Raw genomic sequence first — 15,914 nt, forward strand, 5'->3', positions numbered from 1 at the left:
TCATATTTCATGAAATGGGTCTAACTTCGTGCTGGAAAGGCAGTGACCTACAAGCCGTCAATGGCTATCGTTAAAAATGTTGCGAATCAGAGGTCAGACCCCTGTGTTGTTTCATGAAATGGGTCTAACTTCGTGCTGGAAAGGCAGTGACCTACAAGCCGTCAATGGCTATCGTTAAAAATGTTGCGAATCAGAGGTCAGACCCCTGTGTTGGGGTCAGACCTCGGTTAGGAAAATTTCTTAATGGAGGTCTGACCCCGGTTAGGAAAGTTTTACGTTTCCTTCACTGCGCAGCGTTTTGCTTGCGCTGTTAGAATCACCATCTTTCGGGCAAGGCCCACCATTTACTTTCAAGGATTACATATGATCAAAGTTGGCATCGTCGGCGGTACGGGTTACACGGGCGTGGAATTGCTGCGACTGCTGTCGGTCCACCCTGATGTGGAGCTGACCGCGATTACCTCGCGTAAGGAAGATGGCTTGCCCGTCGCCGATATGTTTCCTTCGCTGCGCGGCAAGGTGAACCTGGCGTTTTCCGCCCCCGACAAGGTGGACCTGAGCAAGTGCGATGTGGTCTTCTTCGCGACCCCGCACGGCGTGGCCATGGCCCAGGCCCCAGCGCTGCTGGCCGCCGGCGTGAAGGTCATCGACCTGGCCGCCGATTTCCGCCTGAAAGACCAGGCGACCTTCGAGCAGTGGTACAAAATTCCGCACACCTGCCCCGATCTGCTGGACGAGGCCGTCTACGGCTTGCCGGAACTGAACCGCGAGGCCATCAAGAAGGCGCGCCTGATCGCCAATCCGGGGTGCTATCCGACCACGATGCAGCTGGGCTTCGTGCCGCTGCTGAAAGCGAATCTGGTCGATGCCAGCGCCCTGATCGCGGACGCCAAGTCGGGCGTGTCCGGCGCCGGCCGCAAGGCTGAAATCGGTACCCTGTTCTCGGAGTCGAGCGATAATTTCAAGGCTTACGGCGTGTCCGGCCACCGCCACACCCCGGAAACCGTGGCCCAGCTGCAGCGTTTCACCGGCCTGCCCGTGCGCCTGATCTTCACGCCGCATCTGGTGCCGATGATCCGTGGCATGCATTCGACCTTGTACGCGCGCCTGACCACCGAGATCAGCAACGAGGCGCTGCAGGAATTGTTCGAAACCACCTACAAGGACGCGCCCTTCGTCGATGTGATGCCGTTCGGCTCGCATCCGGAAACCCGTTCCACGCGCGGCTCGAACATGCTGCGCCTGGCGCTGCATCGTCCGGACAACGGCAACACCCTGGTCATCCTGGTGGTCCAGGATAATCTGGTCAAGGGCGCGTCCGGCCAGGCGATCCAGTGCATGAACCTGATGTTCGGCCTGGACGAAACCCTGGGCTTGCAACAGGTGGCGCTGCTCCCGTAAGGCGCTACACAGGGATGGGAGGGGGCCATGGCCGGCCCTTTCCCCGCCGCCGCGCCGCGTGCCCGCTCCCGCCACCGGCCCGGGACAGTATCTGCATTCATTAAATTTTAATTAATCTTTCTATTTCATTATCAATGCCTTTATGATGGTGTATTTATCATCCAAGAAGGATAGTTATGAAATTCGGACGAACCCTGGTATCGACCCTGCTCGCTGGCATGTTTGCCATCCCCGCCTTCGCCGCGCCTTCATATTCGGTGACCATGGTCAACACCGGCAACTGGGATAGCTGGAGCCTGATCGACAATGCCGGCACCCTGTATGGCTCGTCCAAGGGCTTTTCGGCGTCGTATGCGAACGGCCACGTCAATGTGATGCACGTGAGCGAGAGCCCGGCACCCACCGGCGGCGTGCGGGCCATCAGCAATGCCGGCCGTATCGCCAGCTATGAATACTGGACCACGGCACAGGATTACCCGAGCGCCGATGGCTACCTGACCTTCAACGGCAGCTCCACCCGTCTCGGCGCGCTCGGCTCCGGTGGCACCAGCCTGGACACCTTCGCCAACGGCGTCAACAACGCCGGCACGGTGGTGGGCGAATCGCGCACGGATATCCGGATTCCTGGCGGCCCGGAGGGCTATCCCCGCTTCGCGACTCATGCATTTACTTACTCCAACGGCAAGATGCGCGATCTGGGCACCCTGGGCGGTACCGCAAGCAGCGCCGCGGCCATCAATGGCGCCGGCACCATCGTGGGCACCGCCCAAAACGCCAATTGGCAGGATCGCGCCTTCATTTATCAGAACGGCCGCATGACCGACCTCGGCGGGTTCAGTGGCGGCAGCAGCCTGGCGAACGACATCAATGATGCCGGTCTGATCATCGGCCAGTCCGCGCGCGACAGCAGCGGCTATGTGAAGTCGGCCTTTGTGTACGCGAATGGCGCGCTGACCGATCTGGGCTGGGGGACGCAACGCGATTCGAACGCCGTCGATATCAATGAGCTGGGCCAGATCATCGGCTACGGCGCCGATGCAAACGGCCAGAACCGCGGCTTCATCTATCAACATGGCCAGTTGCTGCAGCTCGACACGGCCGTCGATCCGAGCGCCAACTGGGTCATCAAGACCACTTACAGCATCAACGATCATGGCCTGATCCTGGCCGATGCATGCAAGCTGGGCGTGTGCGGCACAGTCGTGCTGAGCCCAGTTCCGGAACCGGAAACCTATGCGATGATGCTGGCCGGTCTCGGTTTGCTCGGGTTTTGCGCACGCCGCCGCGCACGTTCCGCGTAAGCTGCACAGCCTGCGGCAGATCGCCCGGCTGGCGTGAAGCGCCACGACATGGGCAGGGAGGCGTTTTGCCGGCTGCATTGTCCCTGCTCGTACCAGTTGCGGCATCAAAACATTAAATATTAGTTAATATTTACTTTTAGTTATTGGCTCGTTTATGATGGATAGTATTCATCCATCACAGAAAGCCGTTCATGACATTTGGCCGCTCCCTGCTGTCCGCCCTGTTGTTGGGCATCTTCGCCACCCCCGCGTTCGCGGCAACCCCGTCCTACTCGGTCAAGGTAGTCAATACCGGAGGCGAATACGATTACTGGCGCCTGATCGACAATGCCGGCACCTTGTACGGCCAGACCATGGGCCATGCCGCCTATCATTCTGGCGGGGTAACGCATGTGTTGGACCTGTCCAGCACCAGCCCCTCTCCCGATGGCAGCGTCACCGCGATCAGTCATGCCGGCCACATGGCGACGTCCGAGTATTGGGCGCCGTACATGCCGCGCTCGCCTATCGATGCCTATCTGACCTTGAATGGGGCGACCACGCATCTTGAGCCGCTCAGTACTGCCGGCGGGCTGCCGGTGACCTGGGCCAACGGCGTCAACAACGACGGCACGGTGGTGGGCTATTCGCAGACCGATGTGCGCGCGCCGGGCGGCGATCCGTACGATCCGCGTTACGCGACGCACGCCTTTGCCTACAGCGGCGGCATCACAAAGGATCTGGGTAGCCTGGGCGGGATGTACAGCAGCGCCGCCGCGATCAACAACGCCGGGACCATCGTCGGCTATTCCGCCGATGCGTCCGAACGCAACCGTGCTTTCATCTACCAGAACGGGCGCATGACCGACCTCGGCGCGTTTGAAGGCGGCACCAGCGTGGCAAAAGATATCAACGATGCAGGCCTCATCATCGGCCAGTCCGCGCACGGCAGCGACAGGCAGCTGCTGTCGGCCTTCGTGTATTCCAACGGCGTCATGACCGACCTGGGCTGGTCGCCGCAATACACGTCCAGTGCCAGCGACATCAACAACCTGGGCGAGGTGATCGGTTATGGCGCCGATGCCTACGGCCAGCAACATGGCTTCATTTACCAGAACGGCCAGCTGGTGCAGCTCGACACGGCCGTCGATCCGCTCGCCGGCTGGAACATCAAGACCACCTACAGCATCAACGACCAGGGCCAGATCCTGGCCAACGCCTGCAAGCTCGGGGTGTGCGGCACGGTGCTGCTCAGTCCGGTTCCGGAACCGGAAACCTATGCGATGATGCTGGCCGGTCTCGGTTTGCTCGGGTTTTGCGCACGCCGCCGCGGCCGCGCCGCCTGAGGCAGGCAAGGATCAAAGGAATGGCTTGAATTCGGGCCAGATGGCCGCATTGTAGGTACAGTGGAGCAGCACAGCCCCGGCCCGCGCCGGGGTGTCTCATTTGACGGTCGCCGGCAGTGGTCTGTGAGCGTGACTCGTCCCAACAGTCTATAATGACTCATATCCGTTCCCAGTAGGAGTTCCAAATGAATGCAGTTGCTGAAATGCCAGAAGTGATGCCGGCACCCATCGTGTTTACCGATAGCGCCGCGCAAAAGGTTGCACAGCTGATCGAGGAAGAGGGCAATCCCGACCTGAAATTGCGCGTGTTCGTGCAGGGCGGCGGCTGTTCCGGTTTCCAGTACGGCTTCACCTTCGATGAAATCGTCAACGAAGACGATACCACCATGGTCAAGAACGGCGTGCAACTGCTGATCGATTCGATGAGCTACCAGTATCTGGTCGGCGCCGAAATCGACTACAAGGACGATCTCGAAGGCGCCCAGTTCGTCATCAAGAATCCAACCGCTACCTCGACCTGCGGTTGCGGTTCGTCGTTCTCGGTATAAGCCAGTCGAGCCCGGGCCGCGCCAGGGCGGCCTGCCGGCTTACGCAGGATAGAGGGCGCCCAGAATCCTGGGTCCCTTCGCCCCCGTCACAAGGGGCAAATTGCCCGTTTCGCGTCTTGTGAAGCGGTAGCCCAGCCACGCGAACGCCAGCGCTTCGACGTGATTCGGGGCTACGCCCAGGGCGTCGCTTGTTTCCACCCTTGTCTTGCCACCCAGCGCTTGCGCCAGTTCGCGCAGCAAGCTGCCGTTGTACGCCCCGCCGCCGCACACATACACCGCCTCGGCCTCGCGCACCTCGTGGTCAATGGCGCGCGCGATGGTCACGGCGGTCAGCGCGGCCAAGGTTGCCTGCACGTCCTGGGCCGGCAGGGCGGGACCTTGCGCCAGCCGCTGTGCCAGCCAGTCGGCGTGGAACAGGTCGCGTCCCGTGCTTTTCGGCGCGGCCAGGCGGAAATAGGGTTCGTCGAGCAAGATGCCGAGCAGTGCAGGGTCGCTGCGCCCGCTCGCCGCCCAGGCGCCGTCCGTATCGTAGGCCTTGCCCTGATGCAGGCCGATCCAGTGATCCATCAGCACATTGCCGGGGCCGGTGTCGAAGCCGCTCACTCTGCCGTCGGCGTGCAGCACGCTGATGTTGGCGATGCCGCCGATATTGACCACCACCCGCGTCTGGCCGGCCAGGCCGAAGCAAGCCTGGTGGAAGGCCGGCACCAGCGGGGCGCCCTGGCCGCCGGCGGCCACGTCGCGCGCGCGGAAGTCGGCAATGACGTCGATGCCGGTCAGTTCGGCCAGCAGGGCAGGGTGGTTGAGCTGGCGCGTGTAGCCCAGTTCGGGCCGGTGGCGTATCGTCTGTCCATGCGCGGCCAGCGCTTGCACCGGGCCGGGCGCGGCCGGCAGCAGGGCTGCCACGCACTCGGCGTAGCAGCCGGTCAGATGGGCGGCGGCCAGCGCTTCGCGCGCGATTTCATTGTCGCCGCTGCTTTGCAGGGCCATTAGCTCGGCGCGCAGCGCGGCGGGGAAGGGGACGAAGGCCGCTTGCAGGGTGCGGATGGCGCCGCCGGCAAAGTCGGCCAGCACGCCGTCGACCCCATCCATGCTGGTGCCGGACATCATGCCGATATACAAGGTCGAGTTTGTGCTCATGTAAGTTCCAATCCGGACAGCAGGGCGAAAAAAAAGCAGGAACCGGGTCGATGATCCGGTTCCTGCCTGTCTTGGTGCGGCGGAGCTTAGCGCGCCATGGTCGAGCCGGTCGTCGGACGCAGCAGGGCGAAGCGGTGCGACATGTCGGCCGCGGCGACCTGGAAGCGGGCCCGCTCGGCCTGCGTCATCGGGGCCTGCGCCAGTACCTTGATCGACATCGGATCGACGGCATCGTTGTTGACGCGGAACTCGTAGTGCAGGTGAGCGCCGGTCGACCAGCCGGTCGAGCCGACAAAACCGATCACATCGCCCTGGTTGACCTTGCTGCCCTTGCGGATGCCTGGCGCGAAACGGCTCATGTGCGCATACGCGGTGGTGTAGTTGGCCCAGTGCTTGATGGTGACGAAGTTGCCGTAACCGCCTTGCACGCCGGCGAAGTCGATCACGCCATCGCCGGAGGCGCGGATGGGCGTACCCAGCGCGGCGGCGAAGTCGACGCCCTTGTGCGCTTTCCAGGCCCCGGAAATCGGATGCGAGCGCATCGAGAAGCCCGACGAAATGCGCGAAAATTCCAGCGGCGACTTGAGGAAGGCCTTTTTCAGCGCCTTGCCGTCGAAGGTGTAGTAGCCGCCCTGCTTGCTGACCGGATCTTCGTACCAGACGGACTGGTAGGTCACGCCGCGGTTGACGAATTCGCCTGCCAGGATGCGGCCTGCGCGTACCATTTCGCCGTCTTGCCAGAACGTTTCGTAGACCACGTTGAAGCGGTCGCCGCGTTTCAGGTCGGAACGGAAGTCGATACTGGTGGAGAACATCTCGATGATCTGGCCCACGATGACGTCGGGCATTTTGCCGCCGTCGGTGGTGGCATCGGTCGCCGAGTAGAGCGAGTTGGTGATTTCGCGGGAGCGCATTTCAACCCGGCGTTCCAGCACGGCCGGGGTTTCCTTGGCACTGAACTTGTCGCCCTCGCGGGTGATCGAAATCAGTTTGACCGGGTTGTCGCGGCCGTCGACGACGCTGGCGCGCAGCCATTGCAGTTCGCCATTTTCGCCCGTCTGCGCCTGGACCCGCTTGCCGGTCTTGAGCTGCATGACGCCTTTGGCGATCTTGTCAGACTTGATGAAGTTGACGGCAGCGGCATCGTCCACGCCCAGACGGGTGAGCAGGGCGGCAAGCGTATCGCCCGCACGCACCTTCTCTTCGTGGATGAATTGCTGATCGTCCTTTTGCAGCGCAGTGATCTGATCGGCCAGGTTCGGCAGTTCGAGATTTTCCGCGACCGATTTGACCGGCAGGTCGGATGCATCGGGGGCCAGGGGCGCTACGCCCGCGGCACCAAATGCGCACACTGCAAGAAAAATCGCGCCAGCGCTGATGATGCGCGTCTTTCGCGTTGTTCCTAGCAGGCCGGTCAAGCGTTTGCCTGTGAATTTATTTGTAGGGTCCATGCAATCAGTTAAAATTTGCCGCTTGAACATTCGCGTTGAGCACTTAACTATTTCTTGTTATTGTTTTGATTAGTTTTCATGAGGCAAGATTAATCGGATCGAGCAGTATATCAAACTTTTGAAGCCGCCCAACAATTTCGACACTTTGCTACAGATTTATTACAGAACCCTATGACGATTCCTGCCACCTCCAAGCCTGCTGCCCCTGCGCAAGGTGCTCCTAAATTGCCGCTGACGGACACCGTGCTGGAAGCGCTGGCCATCACCAAGCGCGGCGTCGACGAGTTGCTGATCGAGAGCGAGTTCGCGCAAAAGCTGGCCCGTTCCGAACAAAGCGGCACGCCGCTGCGCATCAAGCTCGGCCTCGATCCGACCGCGCCCGACCTGCACCTGGGCCACACCGTGGTGCTGAACAAGATGCGCCAGCTGCAAGACCTGGGCCACCAGGTGATCTTCCTGATTGGCGATTTCACCTCGATGATCGGCGATCCGTCGGGCCGCAACGTCACGCGCCCGCCGCTGACCAAGGAGCAGATCGAAGTCAACGCGATGACCTATTTCAAGCAGGCCTCGCTGGTGCTCGACCCGTCGCGCACGGAAATTCGCTACAACTCCGAGTGGTGCGACCCGCTCGGTGCGCGCGGCATGATCGAGTTGTCGTCGCGCTACACCGTGGCCCGCATGATGGAGCGCGACGACTTCACCAAGCGCTTCAAGAGTGGGACACCAATATCGATCCATGAGTTCCTTTATCCCTTGATGCAGGGATACGATTCTGTCGCTTTGAAGGCCGATCTTGAGCTGGGCGGCACCGATCAGAAGTTCAACCTGCTGGTCGGGCGCGAGCTGCAGAAGGATTATGGCCAGGAACAGCAGTGCATCCTGACCATGCCGCTGCTCGAAGGGCTCGATGGCGTGGACAAGATGTCCAAGTCCAAGAACAATTATATTGGCATCACCGAACCGGCCAACACGATGTTCGCCAAACTGATGAGCATTTCGGACGTGATGATGTGGCGTTATTTCGAGTTGCTGTCGTTCCGCTCGATCGCCGATATCGCCGCGCTCAAGGCCGAAATCGATGGCGGACGCAACCCGCGCGATGCTAAAGTAGCTCTTGGGCAAGAAATTGTGACGCGTTTCCACTCGGCCCAGGCGGCGGACGAGGCCCTGGCCGATTTCGTGAACCGTTCCGCCGGCGGCATTCCCGACGATGCGCCGGAAATGACGGTCGACGGCGCGCCGATGGGCATTGCCCACCTGCTCAAAAAAACCGGTCTGTGCGCGTCGACCTCGGAAGCCATGCGTATGGTCGAGCAGGGCGGGGTGCGCATCGACAGCACCGTGGTCAGCGACAAGGCCTTGAAAATCGAGGCCGGCAGCTTCGTGCTGCAGGTCGGCCGCCGCAAGTTCGCCCGTGTGACCTTCACGGCATGATCGCGCTGCTGCAACGGGTCAGCGACGCCAGTGTGGTGGTGGATGGCGCGACCATCGGCGCCATCGATGCGGGCTTGCTGGTATTGTTGTGCGCCGAAAAGGGCGACAGCGAGAAGGAAGCCGACGCCCTGTTGACCAAATTGCTGGGCTACCGGGTGTTCGGCGACGAGGCCGGCAAGATGAACCGCAGCCTGGCTGACACCAACGGCGGCCTGTTGCTGGTGCCCCAGTTCACCCTGGCGGCCGACACCAAATCGGGCACGCGGCCATCGTTCACACCCGCCGCCAGCCCGCAGGATGGCTTGCGCCTGTTCGACCATGTGGTGCGCCAGGCCCGTGCGCGCCACCCTACGGTCGAGACCGGGCAGTTCGGCGCCGACATGAAAGTGTCGCTGACCAACGACGGTCCGGTCACTTTCTGGCTGCAAGTGCACCCAAAATGAAACCAAGCGGGCCGTTTGTGGTCAATATCATGAGTGCGGGAGATTGCGATGAGACTCTGGAGTGATTCCTTTACCGATGGCGGCCTGATCCCCGCCGAGTGCGCTTTTGCCATGATCGACCCGGACCAGCACGCGCGCCTGTCGAGCAACCGCAACCCGCACTTCGCCTGGGATGACGTGCCGTCCGGCACGCAGTCGCTGATCCTGTTTTGCTACGATATCGATGCCCCCACGGTCGCCACCAATGTCAACAAGGAAGGCTTGGTCGTGCCGGAAGAATTGCCGCGCGCCGACTTCTATCACTGGACCCTGGTCGACATCCCGGTCGCCATGCGCTCTATCGCCGAAGGCAAGTTTTCGGAACTGGTCACGCCGCACGGCAAACCCGGTCCGCTGCTGCCATTTACCATCAAAAACGGTACCGAGCATCAATTGCGCCAGGGTGTCAACGATTACACGAACTGGTTTGCGAGCGATCCGGACATGGCCGGCGAGTATTACGGTTACGATGGCCCTTGTCCGCCCTGGAACGACCTGCGCGTGCACACCTATTTATTCTGCGTCTATGCGCTCGACGTGCCGCGCCTGGCGCTCGAAGGCCGCTTTACCGGGCCGGAGGCGCGCCTGGCCATTCGCGGGCACATCCTCGACGAGGCGCAGATGTACGGCGTGTATTCGCTCAATCCCGACCTCGCGGCCACCCTGGTTCCTTGAAGTACGCACCTTTTTAGTCCGGGCACGTGTGCCCGGCTTTCCCATGTCCCCGACCAATATCATTCTCATCCGCCATGGCGAAACCGCCTGGAACGCCGAACGCCGCCTCCAGGGCCATATCGACATCGCCCTCAATGACGAGGGCCTGCGCCAGGCCGGCGCGCTGGCCGAAGCGCTCGACGGCGAGCACCTCGACTTGATCGTCTCCAGCGACCTGCAGCGCGCCGCCCAGACCGCCGACGCCCTGGCCCGCATCCGCGCCATGCCGGTCCAGCGCGACCCCTTGCTGCGCGAACGCTGCTTCGGCGGCTTCGAGGGCTTGCTGTACGCCGAGATCGAACAGCGCTTCCCGCTCGAATTCGCCGCCTGGCAGGCGCGCGAGATCGATGCGGCCATGCCGTCCGGTGCCCGGGTGGCCGAAACGTTCCGCCAGTTTTATCAGCGCGCCGTCGCCGCCATCGTCGCATGGGGCCGGGCGCATCCCGGCCGGACCCTGGCCCTGGTGGCGCACGGCGGCGTGCTCGAATGCGCCTACCGCGCCGCCCTCGGCCTGTCGCTCGAAACCCCGCGCGACTTTCCGGTGCTAAACGCCAGCATCAACCGCTTCCGCGTGCTTGACGGCAAGCTGAGCCTGGTCAGCTGGGGCGAGGTCGGCCACCTGCAACCGCGCGTTCTCGACGAGCTCAATTGAGGCTTGTCAAGCGCGCACGATCCCGGTTTTGTGGCCGCGCAGTGCTGTCAAATGAAAAATAGTGCTTATTAATTGAGCAGCACTTCGGGTAAAATAGAGGGTTCCCGCAAACTCCCAGCGTCCCGCCTGTGCAAATTGGTCCTTACTTGCTACGTAATAATGTTTTCGTTGCTCCCATGGCGGGTGTGACGGATCGTCCTTTCCGACAACTGTGCAAGCAGCTGGGCGCCGGCTACGCCGTCTCCGAAATGGCTGCCTCGAACCCGCGGCTGTGGGCCACCGAAAAAAGTTCGCGCCGCACCGACCACGCAGGCGAAATGGAGCCGAAAGCGGTCCAGATCGCCGGTGCCGACCCGCAAGACCTGGCCGATTGCGCCAGGTTCAACGTCGACCGTGGCGCCCAGATCATCGATATCAATATGGGTTGCCCGGTCAAGAAGGTGTGCAACAGCTGGTGCGGTTCGGCCTTGCTGCAGCACGAAGACCTGGTCGAACAGATCCTGTACGCCGTGGTGCGCGCGGTGGACGTGCCGGTGACCTTGAAATTTCGCACCGGCTGGAACCGCGAAAACAAGAACGCGCTGCGCATCGCCCGCATCGCCGAACAGGCCGGCATTCAAATGCTGACCCTGCACGGACGCACGCGCGCCGACGGCTACAGCGGCGACGCCGAGTACGACACCATTGCCGCCGTCAAGGCATCGGTGGCCATCCCCGTGGTGGCCAACGGCGACATCACCACGCCCGAAAAGGCGAAACACGTGCTGGCCGTGACCGGGGCCGATGCGGTAATGATCGGGCGGGCGGCCCAGGGCCGGCCGTGGATTTGCCGCGAAGTCGACCATTACCTGCGCACCGGCCTGCATTTGCCGGCGCCCGCGGTGGAGGAAGTGCGCGCGCTGATGAACGAACATTTGCAGGCCCATTACGCGTTTTACGGCGAATTCCTGGGCGTGCGCACGGCGCGCAAGCACATCGGCTGGTATGTGCGCGACCTGATCGGCGGAGAACAATTCCGTCAGCAAATGAACCTGCTGGAATCGACCGATGCGCAGTTGCGCGCGGTCGATGCCTTTTTTGAAACGCAACATGTTCATGGGGAACGGTTACAATACCGGCCCGCAGGCCTTGCTCAAGTGGCATTGGCAGCCTGACCGGCACAGCTAGCAAGACCAGATACTGGAACGACCGCTGCCTGCAGAGCCGCGGTAAAACATTTAATCGGCAGAAAAGCACCAACATAATATGAGCAAAGAAAGTATCCAGGAAGTCGTCCAGAAGAGTCTTGAAGAGTATTTCAACGACCTCGGCGAGCAGCAGGCATCGAACATCTACGACATGGTGGTCCTGACCGTCGAAAAGCCGATCCTCGAGGTCGTCATGACGCGAGCGGAAGGCAACCAGTCCCACGCGGCCCAAATGTTGGGCATCAATCGCAATACCTTGCGGAAGAAATTGCAGGAACACGGACTGCTGTAATCAGCTATTAGCACACACTGAGTGGCCGTGCTATCGAGCGCGAGCCCATCGCGCCCGAGGGGTGCGACAGTGCAAACACCGAATACTCCACAACCAGGCCACTCACCATGATCAAACAAGCTCTCATTTCCGTCTCCGACAAGACCGGCGTGCTCGATTTTGCACGCGCGTTGTCCGCGCTCGGCGTCGGCATCCTGTCCACCGGCGGCACCGCCAAGCTGCTGGCCGATAACGGCGTGGCCGTCACCGAAGTGGCGGATTACACGGGCTTTCCGGAAATGCTGGATGGCCGGGTCAAGACTCTGCACCCGAAAGTGCATGGCGGTATCCTGGCACGGCGCGACTTTCCGGAGCACGTCGCCAAGCTGAGCGAGCACGACATTCCAACCATCGACATGGTGGTGGTCAACCTGTATCCCTTCCAGGGCACCGTGGCCAAGGATAGCTGCACCCTGGAAGACGCGATCGAGAACATCGATATCGGCGGTCCGACCATGCTGCGCTCGGCTGCCAAGAACCACAAGGACGTGATCGTCATCTGCGACCCGACCGACTACGCGCAAGTGCTGGCGGAAGTGACGGCCGGCGAAGTGCCGTACGACACCAAGTTCCGCCTGGCCAAAAAAGTGTTCGCGCACACGGCCCAGTACGACGGCGCCATCACCAATTACCTGACCAGCCTGGGCGAAGACAAGGTCCATGCCACGCGCGCGGCTTATCCGCAGACCTTGAACATGACGTTTGAAAAAGTGCAGGACATGCGCTACGGCGAAAACCCGCACCAGTCGGCCGCGTTTTACCGCGACCTGGCGCCGGCCGCCGGTTCCCTGTCCGCCTACAAGCAATTGCAGGGCAAGGAACTGTCGTACAACAATATCGCCGACGCCGATGCTGCGTGGGAATGCGTCAAGTCGCTGGGCGGCCTGGGCCATCCGGCCGGCTGCGTGATCGTCAAGCACGCCAATCCGTGCGGCGTGGCGATCGGCACCGATGCGCTCGACGCCTACAGCCGCGCGCTGCAAACCGACCCGACCTCGGCCTTCGGCGGCATCATCGCGCTGAACGTTGAGCTGGACGGCAGGACCGCCGAGGCGATTGCCAAGCTGTTCGTGGAAGTGCTGATCGCGCCATCGTTTTCAAGCGAAGCACGCGCCATCATGGCGGCCAAGCAGAACGTGCGCCTGCTGGAAATTCCTCTGGGCGCGGCCCACAATCCATTCGACGTCAAGCGGATCGGCGGCGGCTTGCTGGTGCAGTCGCCCGATGCCAAGAACGTGGGCCTGGAAGAACTGCGCGTGGTCACCAAGAAGCAGCCGACCCAGCAGCAGTTGCAGGACATGATGTTCGCCTGGAGAGTGGCCAAGTTCGTCAAGTCGAACGCGATCGTCTTCTGCGCCAACGGCATGACCCTGGGTGTGGGCGCCGGCCAGATGAGCCGTATCGATTCCGCCCGCATCGCCTCGATCAAGGCCCAGAACGCCGGTTTGACCCTGGCCGGTTCGGCCGTGGCGTCGGATGCCTTCTTCCCCTTCCGCGACGGCCTCGACGTGGTGGTCGATGCGGGCGCGACCTGCGTGATCCATCCGGGCGGTTCGATGCGCGACCAGGAAGTGATCGATGCCGCCGACGAGCGCGGCGTGGTGATGCTGTACACCGGCGCGCGCCATTTCCGTCATTAATTCAAGGCCGATTGCAAGTTAGGTATACCGAAGTTTCTCCGGCGGTATACCATTCGGTCATGATTATTCTTGGCATTGACCCGGGCCTGCGCACGACAGGCTTCGGGCTTATCGAAAAGCAGGGCAACAAGCTGCGCTACATCGCTTCCGGCACCATCAAGACGGTGTCGGAAGGCGAGCTTCCCGGCCGCCTCAAGGTGATCCTGAACGGGATCGCCGAGATTGTGCGCACCTACCAGCCGCATTGCGCGGCGGTGGAAAAAGTCTTCGTCAACGTCAATCCCCAATCGACCTTGCTGCTCGGGCAAGCGCGCGGCGCCGCCATCACGGCGCTCGTGGGTGCCGACCTGTCGGTGGCCGAGTACACGGCGCTGCAGGTCAAGCAGGCTGTCACCGGACACGGCAAGGCCGCCAAGGAACAGGTGCAGGAAATGGTGGCGCGGCTGCTGGTGTTGCCCGGCCTGCCCGGGACCGACGCCGCCGACGCGCTCGGCGTGGCCATCTGCCATGCCAACAGTGTCGACGCGCTGGCGCTGATCGGCGCGCTCGCCCCCTCGCTTTCCGGCCTGCGCATGAAGCGCGGCCGTCTCGTTTAACCTTGTTTTAAGGTCTACCCCATGATCGGACGTATTTCCGGAATTTTGCTCGAAAAAAATCCGCCGCAGTTGCTGATCGATTGCAATGGCGTCGGGTATGAAGTCGATGTGCCGATGAGTACCTATTACGACTTGCCCGCGCTCGGCGCGCAAGTCACCTTGTTCACCCATCAGGCGATCCGCGAAGATGCGCATCTGTTGTTCGGCTTCGGCAACGCGGCCGAACGTGCGGTGTTTCGCCAGTTGATCAAGATCACCGGCGTCGGGGCGCGTACGGCGCTGTCGATCCTGTCCGGCATGACGGTCAATGACCTGGCCCAGGCCGTGACCTTGCAGGAAGCCGGGAGGCTGATGAAGGTGCCCGGCATCGGCAAGAAGACGGCGGAACGCTTGCTGCTCGAACTGAAGGGCAAGCTCGGCGCCGACCTCGGCTCGGTGGGCGGGGTGGTGCAGCACGATGCGAAATCGGACATCCTGAACGCGCTGCTGGCGTTGGGGTATTCTGACAAGGAAGCCACGGCCGCGCTGAGGAATATGCCGGCCGGCAGCACGGTGTCGGACGGGATCAAGTTTGCGCTCAAGGCGCTGTCGAAAGGCTGAGTTTCAGCTGCGCTAACATTTTCACGAAGGTGGTTCCATGAGTATCCAGACCGACGACTTCAGCGAGCAGCGCATCATCGCGCCCACACCAGCGTCGCCCAACGAAGAGGCGATCGAGCGCGCGTTGCGGCCCAAGCAGCTCGACGAATATGTCGGCCAGGAGAAGATCCGCGGCCAGCTCGAGATTTTTATTTCGGCCGCGCGCAAACGGCGCGAAGCGCTCGATCACACCTTGCTGTTCGGGCCACCGGGGCTGGGCAAGACCACCCTGGCGCACATCATTGCGCGCGAGATGGGCGTCAATTTGCGCCAGACGTCCGGCCCGGTGCTGGAGCGCCCGGGCGACCTGGCGGCGATCCTGACCAATCTCGAAGCGAACGACGTGCTGTTCATCGACGAGATTCACCGCCTCTCGCCGGTGGTGGAAGAGATTCTGTATCCGGCGCTGGAAGACTACCAGATCGATATTATGATCGGCGAAGGGCCGGCGGCGCGTTCGGTCAAGCTGGACTTGCAGCCGTTCACCCTGGTGGGCGCGACCACGCGCGCCGGCATGCTGACCAACCCGCTGCGCGACCGTTTCGGCATCGTGGCGCGGCTGGAGTTCTATAACACGGCGGAACTGACCCGGATCGTGACGCGCAGCGCGTCGCTGTTGAACGCGCCGATCGTGGAAGAGGGCGCGCGCGAAATCGCCTTGCGCGCGCGCGGCACCCCGCGCATCGCCAACCGCCTGCTGCGCCGCGTGCGCGACTACGCCGAGGTCAAGGGGACCGGCGAAATCACCAAGCCCATGGCCGACGCGGCGCTGGTGATGCTCGACGTCGACTCGGTGGGTTTTGACGTGATGGACCGCAAGCTGCTCGAAGCGGTGCTGTTCAAGTTCGGCGGCGGGCCGGTCGGCATCGGCAACCTGGCGGCCGCCATCGGCGAGGAAAGCGATACGATCGAGGATGTGCTCGAGCCCTATCTGATCCAGCAGGGCTATTTGCAGCGCACGCCGCGCGGACGCATCGCCACGCCGCTGGCGTATCAGCACTTCGGTCTGGCCGCCCCGCGCACCAGCCCGACGGGCGACTTGTGGGATAACCTGGGCACCTGAGCCAGCC

The 15,914-nt window shown here is 62.2% G+C and carries 15 protein-coding genes and 2 pseudogenes; 15 read left to right on the forward strand and 2 right to left on the reverse strand.

The genetic code is table 11. From position 1 onward, the window contains the following. Positions 1-363 precede the first annotated feature (363 nt). From argC to erpA, 5 genes and pseudogenes are all read left to right on the forward strand, one after another. Positions 364-1,401 (forward strand): N-acetyl-gamma-glutamyl-phosphate reductase, encoded by a 1,038-nt coding sequence (gene argC, locus IV454_RS13155; RefSeq protein ID WP_206091808.1) that lies wholly within the window; start codon positions 364-366, stop codon positions 1,399-1,401. A 176-nt stretch (positions 1,402-1,577) separates the two neighbouring features. Further along, a complete protein-coding gene (locus IV454_RS13160) occupies positions 1,578-2,702 on the forward strand; it encodes an FxDxF family PEP-CTERM protein (RefSeq protein WP_206091809.1) in 1,125 nt (374 codons plus the stop codon). A gap of 491 nt (positions 2,703-3,193) precedes the next feature. Further along, positions 3,194-3,811, forward strand: a pseudogene (locus tag IV454_RS33675) (DUF3466 family protein); the annotation flags it as partial. 117 nt (positions 3,812-3,928) lie between these two features. Beyond that, a pseudogene (locus IV454_RS33680) lies at positions 3,929-4,027 on the forward strand (FxDxF family PEP-CTERM protein); the annotation flags it as partial. 185 nt (positions 4,028-4,212) lie between these two features. Then, positions 4,213-4,575: an iron-sulfur cluster insertion protein ErpA gene (gene erpA / locus IV454_RS13170; RefSeq protein WP_054266294.1), complete on the forward strand. Its 363-nt coding sequence runs from the start codon at positions 4,213-4,215 to the stop codon at positions 4,573-4,575. A gap of 39 nt (positions 4,576-4,614) precedes the next feature. Here the strand turns inward: erpA and IV454_RS13175 are convergent, their stop codons facing one another. Then, the gene (locus tag IV454_RS13175) at positions 4,615-5,715 is read right to left on the reverse strand and encodes an anhydro-N-acetylmuramic acid kinase (RefSeq protein WP_206091811.1); all 1,101 of its coding nucleotides are present in this window, start codon (positions 5,713-5,715) and stop codon (positions 4,615-4,617) included. Positions 5,716-5,801: 86 nt separating this feature from the next. Then, positions 5,802-7,166, reverse strand: a complete 1,365-nt coding sequence (locus tag IV454_RS13180; RefSeq protein WP_206091812.1) for a M23 family metallopeptidase — start codon at positions 7,164-7,166, stop codon at positions 5,802-5,804. Between the two features lie 171 nt (positions 7,167-7,337). Between IV454_RS13180 and tyrS the strand changes: the two genes are divergently transcribed. The 10 genes from tyrS to ruvB all read left to right on the forward strand — a co-directional run bounded on the left by tyrS (position 7,338) and on the right by ruvB (position 15,907). Continuing rightward, on the forward strand, positions 7,338-8,603 hold the full coding sequence (gene tyrS, locus IV454_RS13185) for a tyrosine--tRNA ligase (RefSeq protein WP_206091813.1): 1,266 nt from the start codon (positions 7,338-7,340) through the stop codon (positions 8,601-8,603). Beyond that, entirely contained in the window at positions 8,600-9,046 is a 447-nt protein-coding gene (dtd, locus tag IV454_RS13190) for a D-aminoacyl-tRNA deacylase (protein WP_206091814.1), read from the forward strand. Before tyrS ends, dtd begins: the two co-directional genes overlap by 4 nt. A gap of 48 nt (positions 9,047-9,094) precedes the next feature. Continuing rightward, the gene (locus tag IV454_RS13195; RefSeq protein ID WP_206091815.1) at positions 9,095-9,760 is read left to right on the forward strand and encodes a YbhB/YbcL family Raf kinase inhibitor-like protein; all 666 of its coding nucleotides are present in this window, start codon (positions 9,095-9,097) and stop codon (positions 9,758-9,760) included. A gap of 43 nt (positions 9,761-9,803) precedes the next feature. Next, positions 9,804-10,451 (forward strand): histidine phosphatase family protein, encoded by a 648-nt coding sequence (locus tag IV454_RS13200; RefSeq protein WP_206091816.1) that lies wholly within the window; start codon positions 9,804-9,806, stop codon positions 10,449-10,451. A 128-nt stretch (positions 10,452-10,579) separates the two neighbouring features. Then, positions 10,580-11,605 carry a tRNA dihydrouridine synthase DusB gene (dusB, locus tag IV454_RS13205; protein WP_206091817.1) on the forward strand — a complete coding sequence of 342 codons (1,026 nt, stop codon included), beginning with the start codon at positions 10,580-10,582 and terminating at the stop codon, positions 11,603-11,605. 91 nt (positions 11,606-11,696) lie between these two features. Then, entirely contained in the window at positions 11,697-11,930 is a 234-nt protein-coding gene (locus IV454_RS13210; protein WP_054266301.1) for a helix-turn-helix domain-containing protein, read from the forward strand. A 107-nt stretch (positions 11,931-12,037) separates the two neighbouring features. Beyond that, positions 12,038-13,609 carry a bifunctional phosphoribosylaminoimidazolecarboxamide formyltransferase/IMP cyclohydrolase gene (purH, locus tag IV454_RS13215; RefSeq protein ID WP_206091818.1) on the forward strand — a complete coding sequence of 524 codons (1,572 nt, stop codon included), beginning with the start codon at positions 12,038-12,040 and terminating at the stop codon, positions 13,607-13,609. A gap of 59 nt (positions 13,610-13,668) precedes the next feature. Continuing rightward, entirely contained in the window at positions 13,669-14,205 is a 537-nt protein-coding gene (ruvC, locus tag IV454_RS13220) for a crossover junction endodeoxyribonuclease RuvC (protein ID WP_054266303.1), read from the forward strand. A 21-nt stretch (positions 14,206-14,226) separates the two neighbouring features. Further along, on the forward strand, positions 14,227-14,805 hold the full coding sequence (ruvA, locus tag IV454_RS13225; RefSeq protein ID WP_054266304.1) for a Holliday junction branch migration protein RuvA: 579 nt from the start codon (positions 14,227-14,229) through the stop codon (positions 14,803-14,805). Between the two features lie 37 nt (positions 14,806-14,842). Then, complete coding sequence (gene ruvB, locus IV454_RS13230; RefSeq protein WP_054266305.1) at positions 14,843-15,907, forward strand: Holliday junction branch migration DNA helicase RuvB; 1,065 nt, start codon at positions 14,843-14,845, stop codon at positions 15,905-15,907. The last annotated feature ends 7 nt before the right edge of the window (positions 15,908-15,914 follow it).

Origin of the sequence: Massilia antarctica, from assembly GCF_015689335.1 — a bacterium.
In the GTDB taxonomy this organism is placed as follows: Bacteria; Pseudomonadota; Gammaproteobacteria; order Burkholderiales; family Burkholderiaceae_D; genus Telluria_A; species Telluria_A antarctica.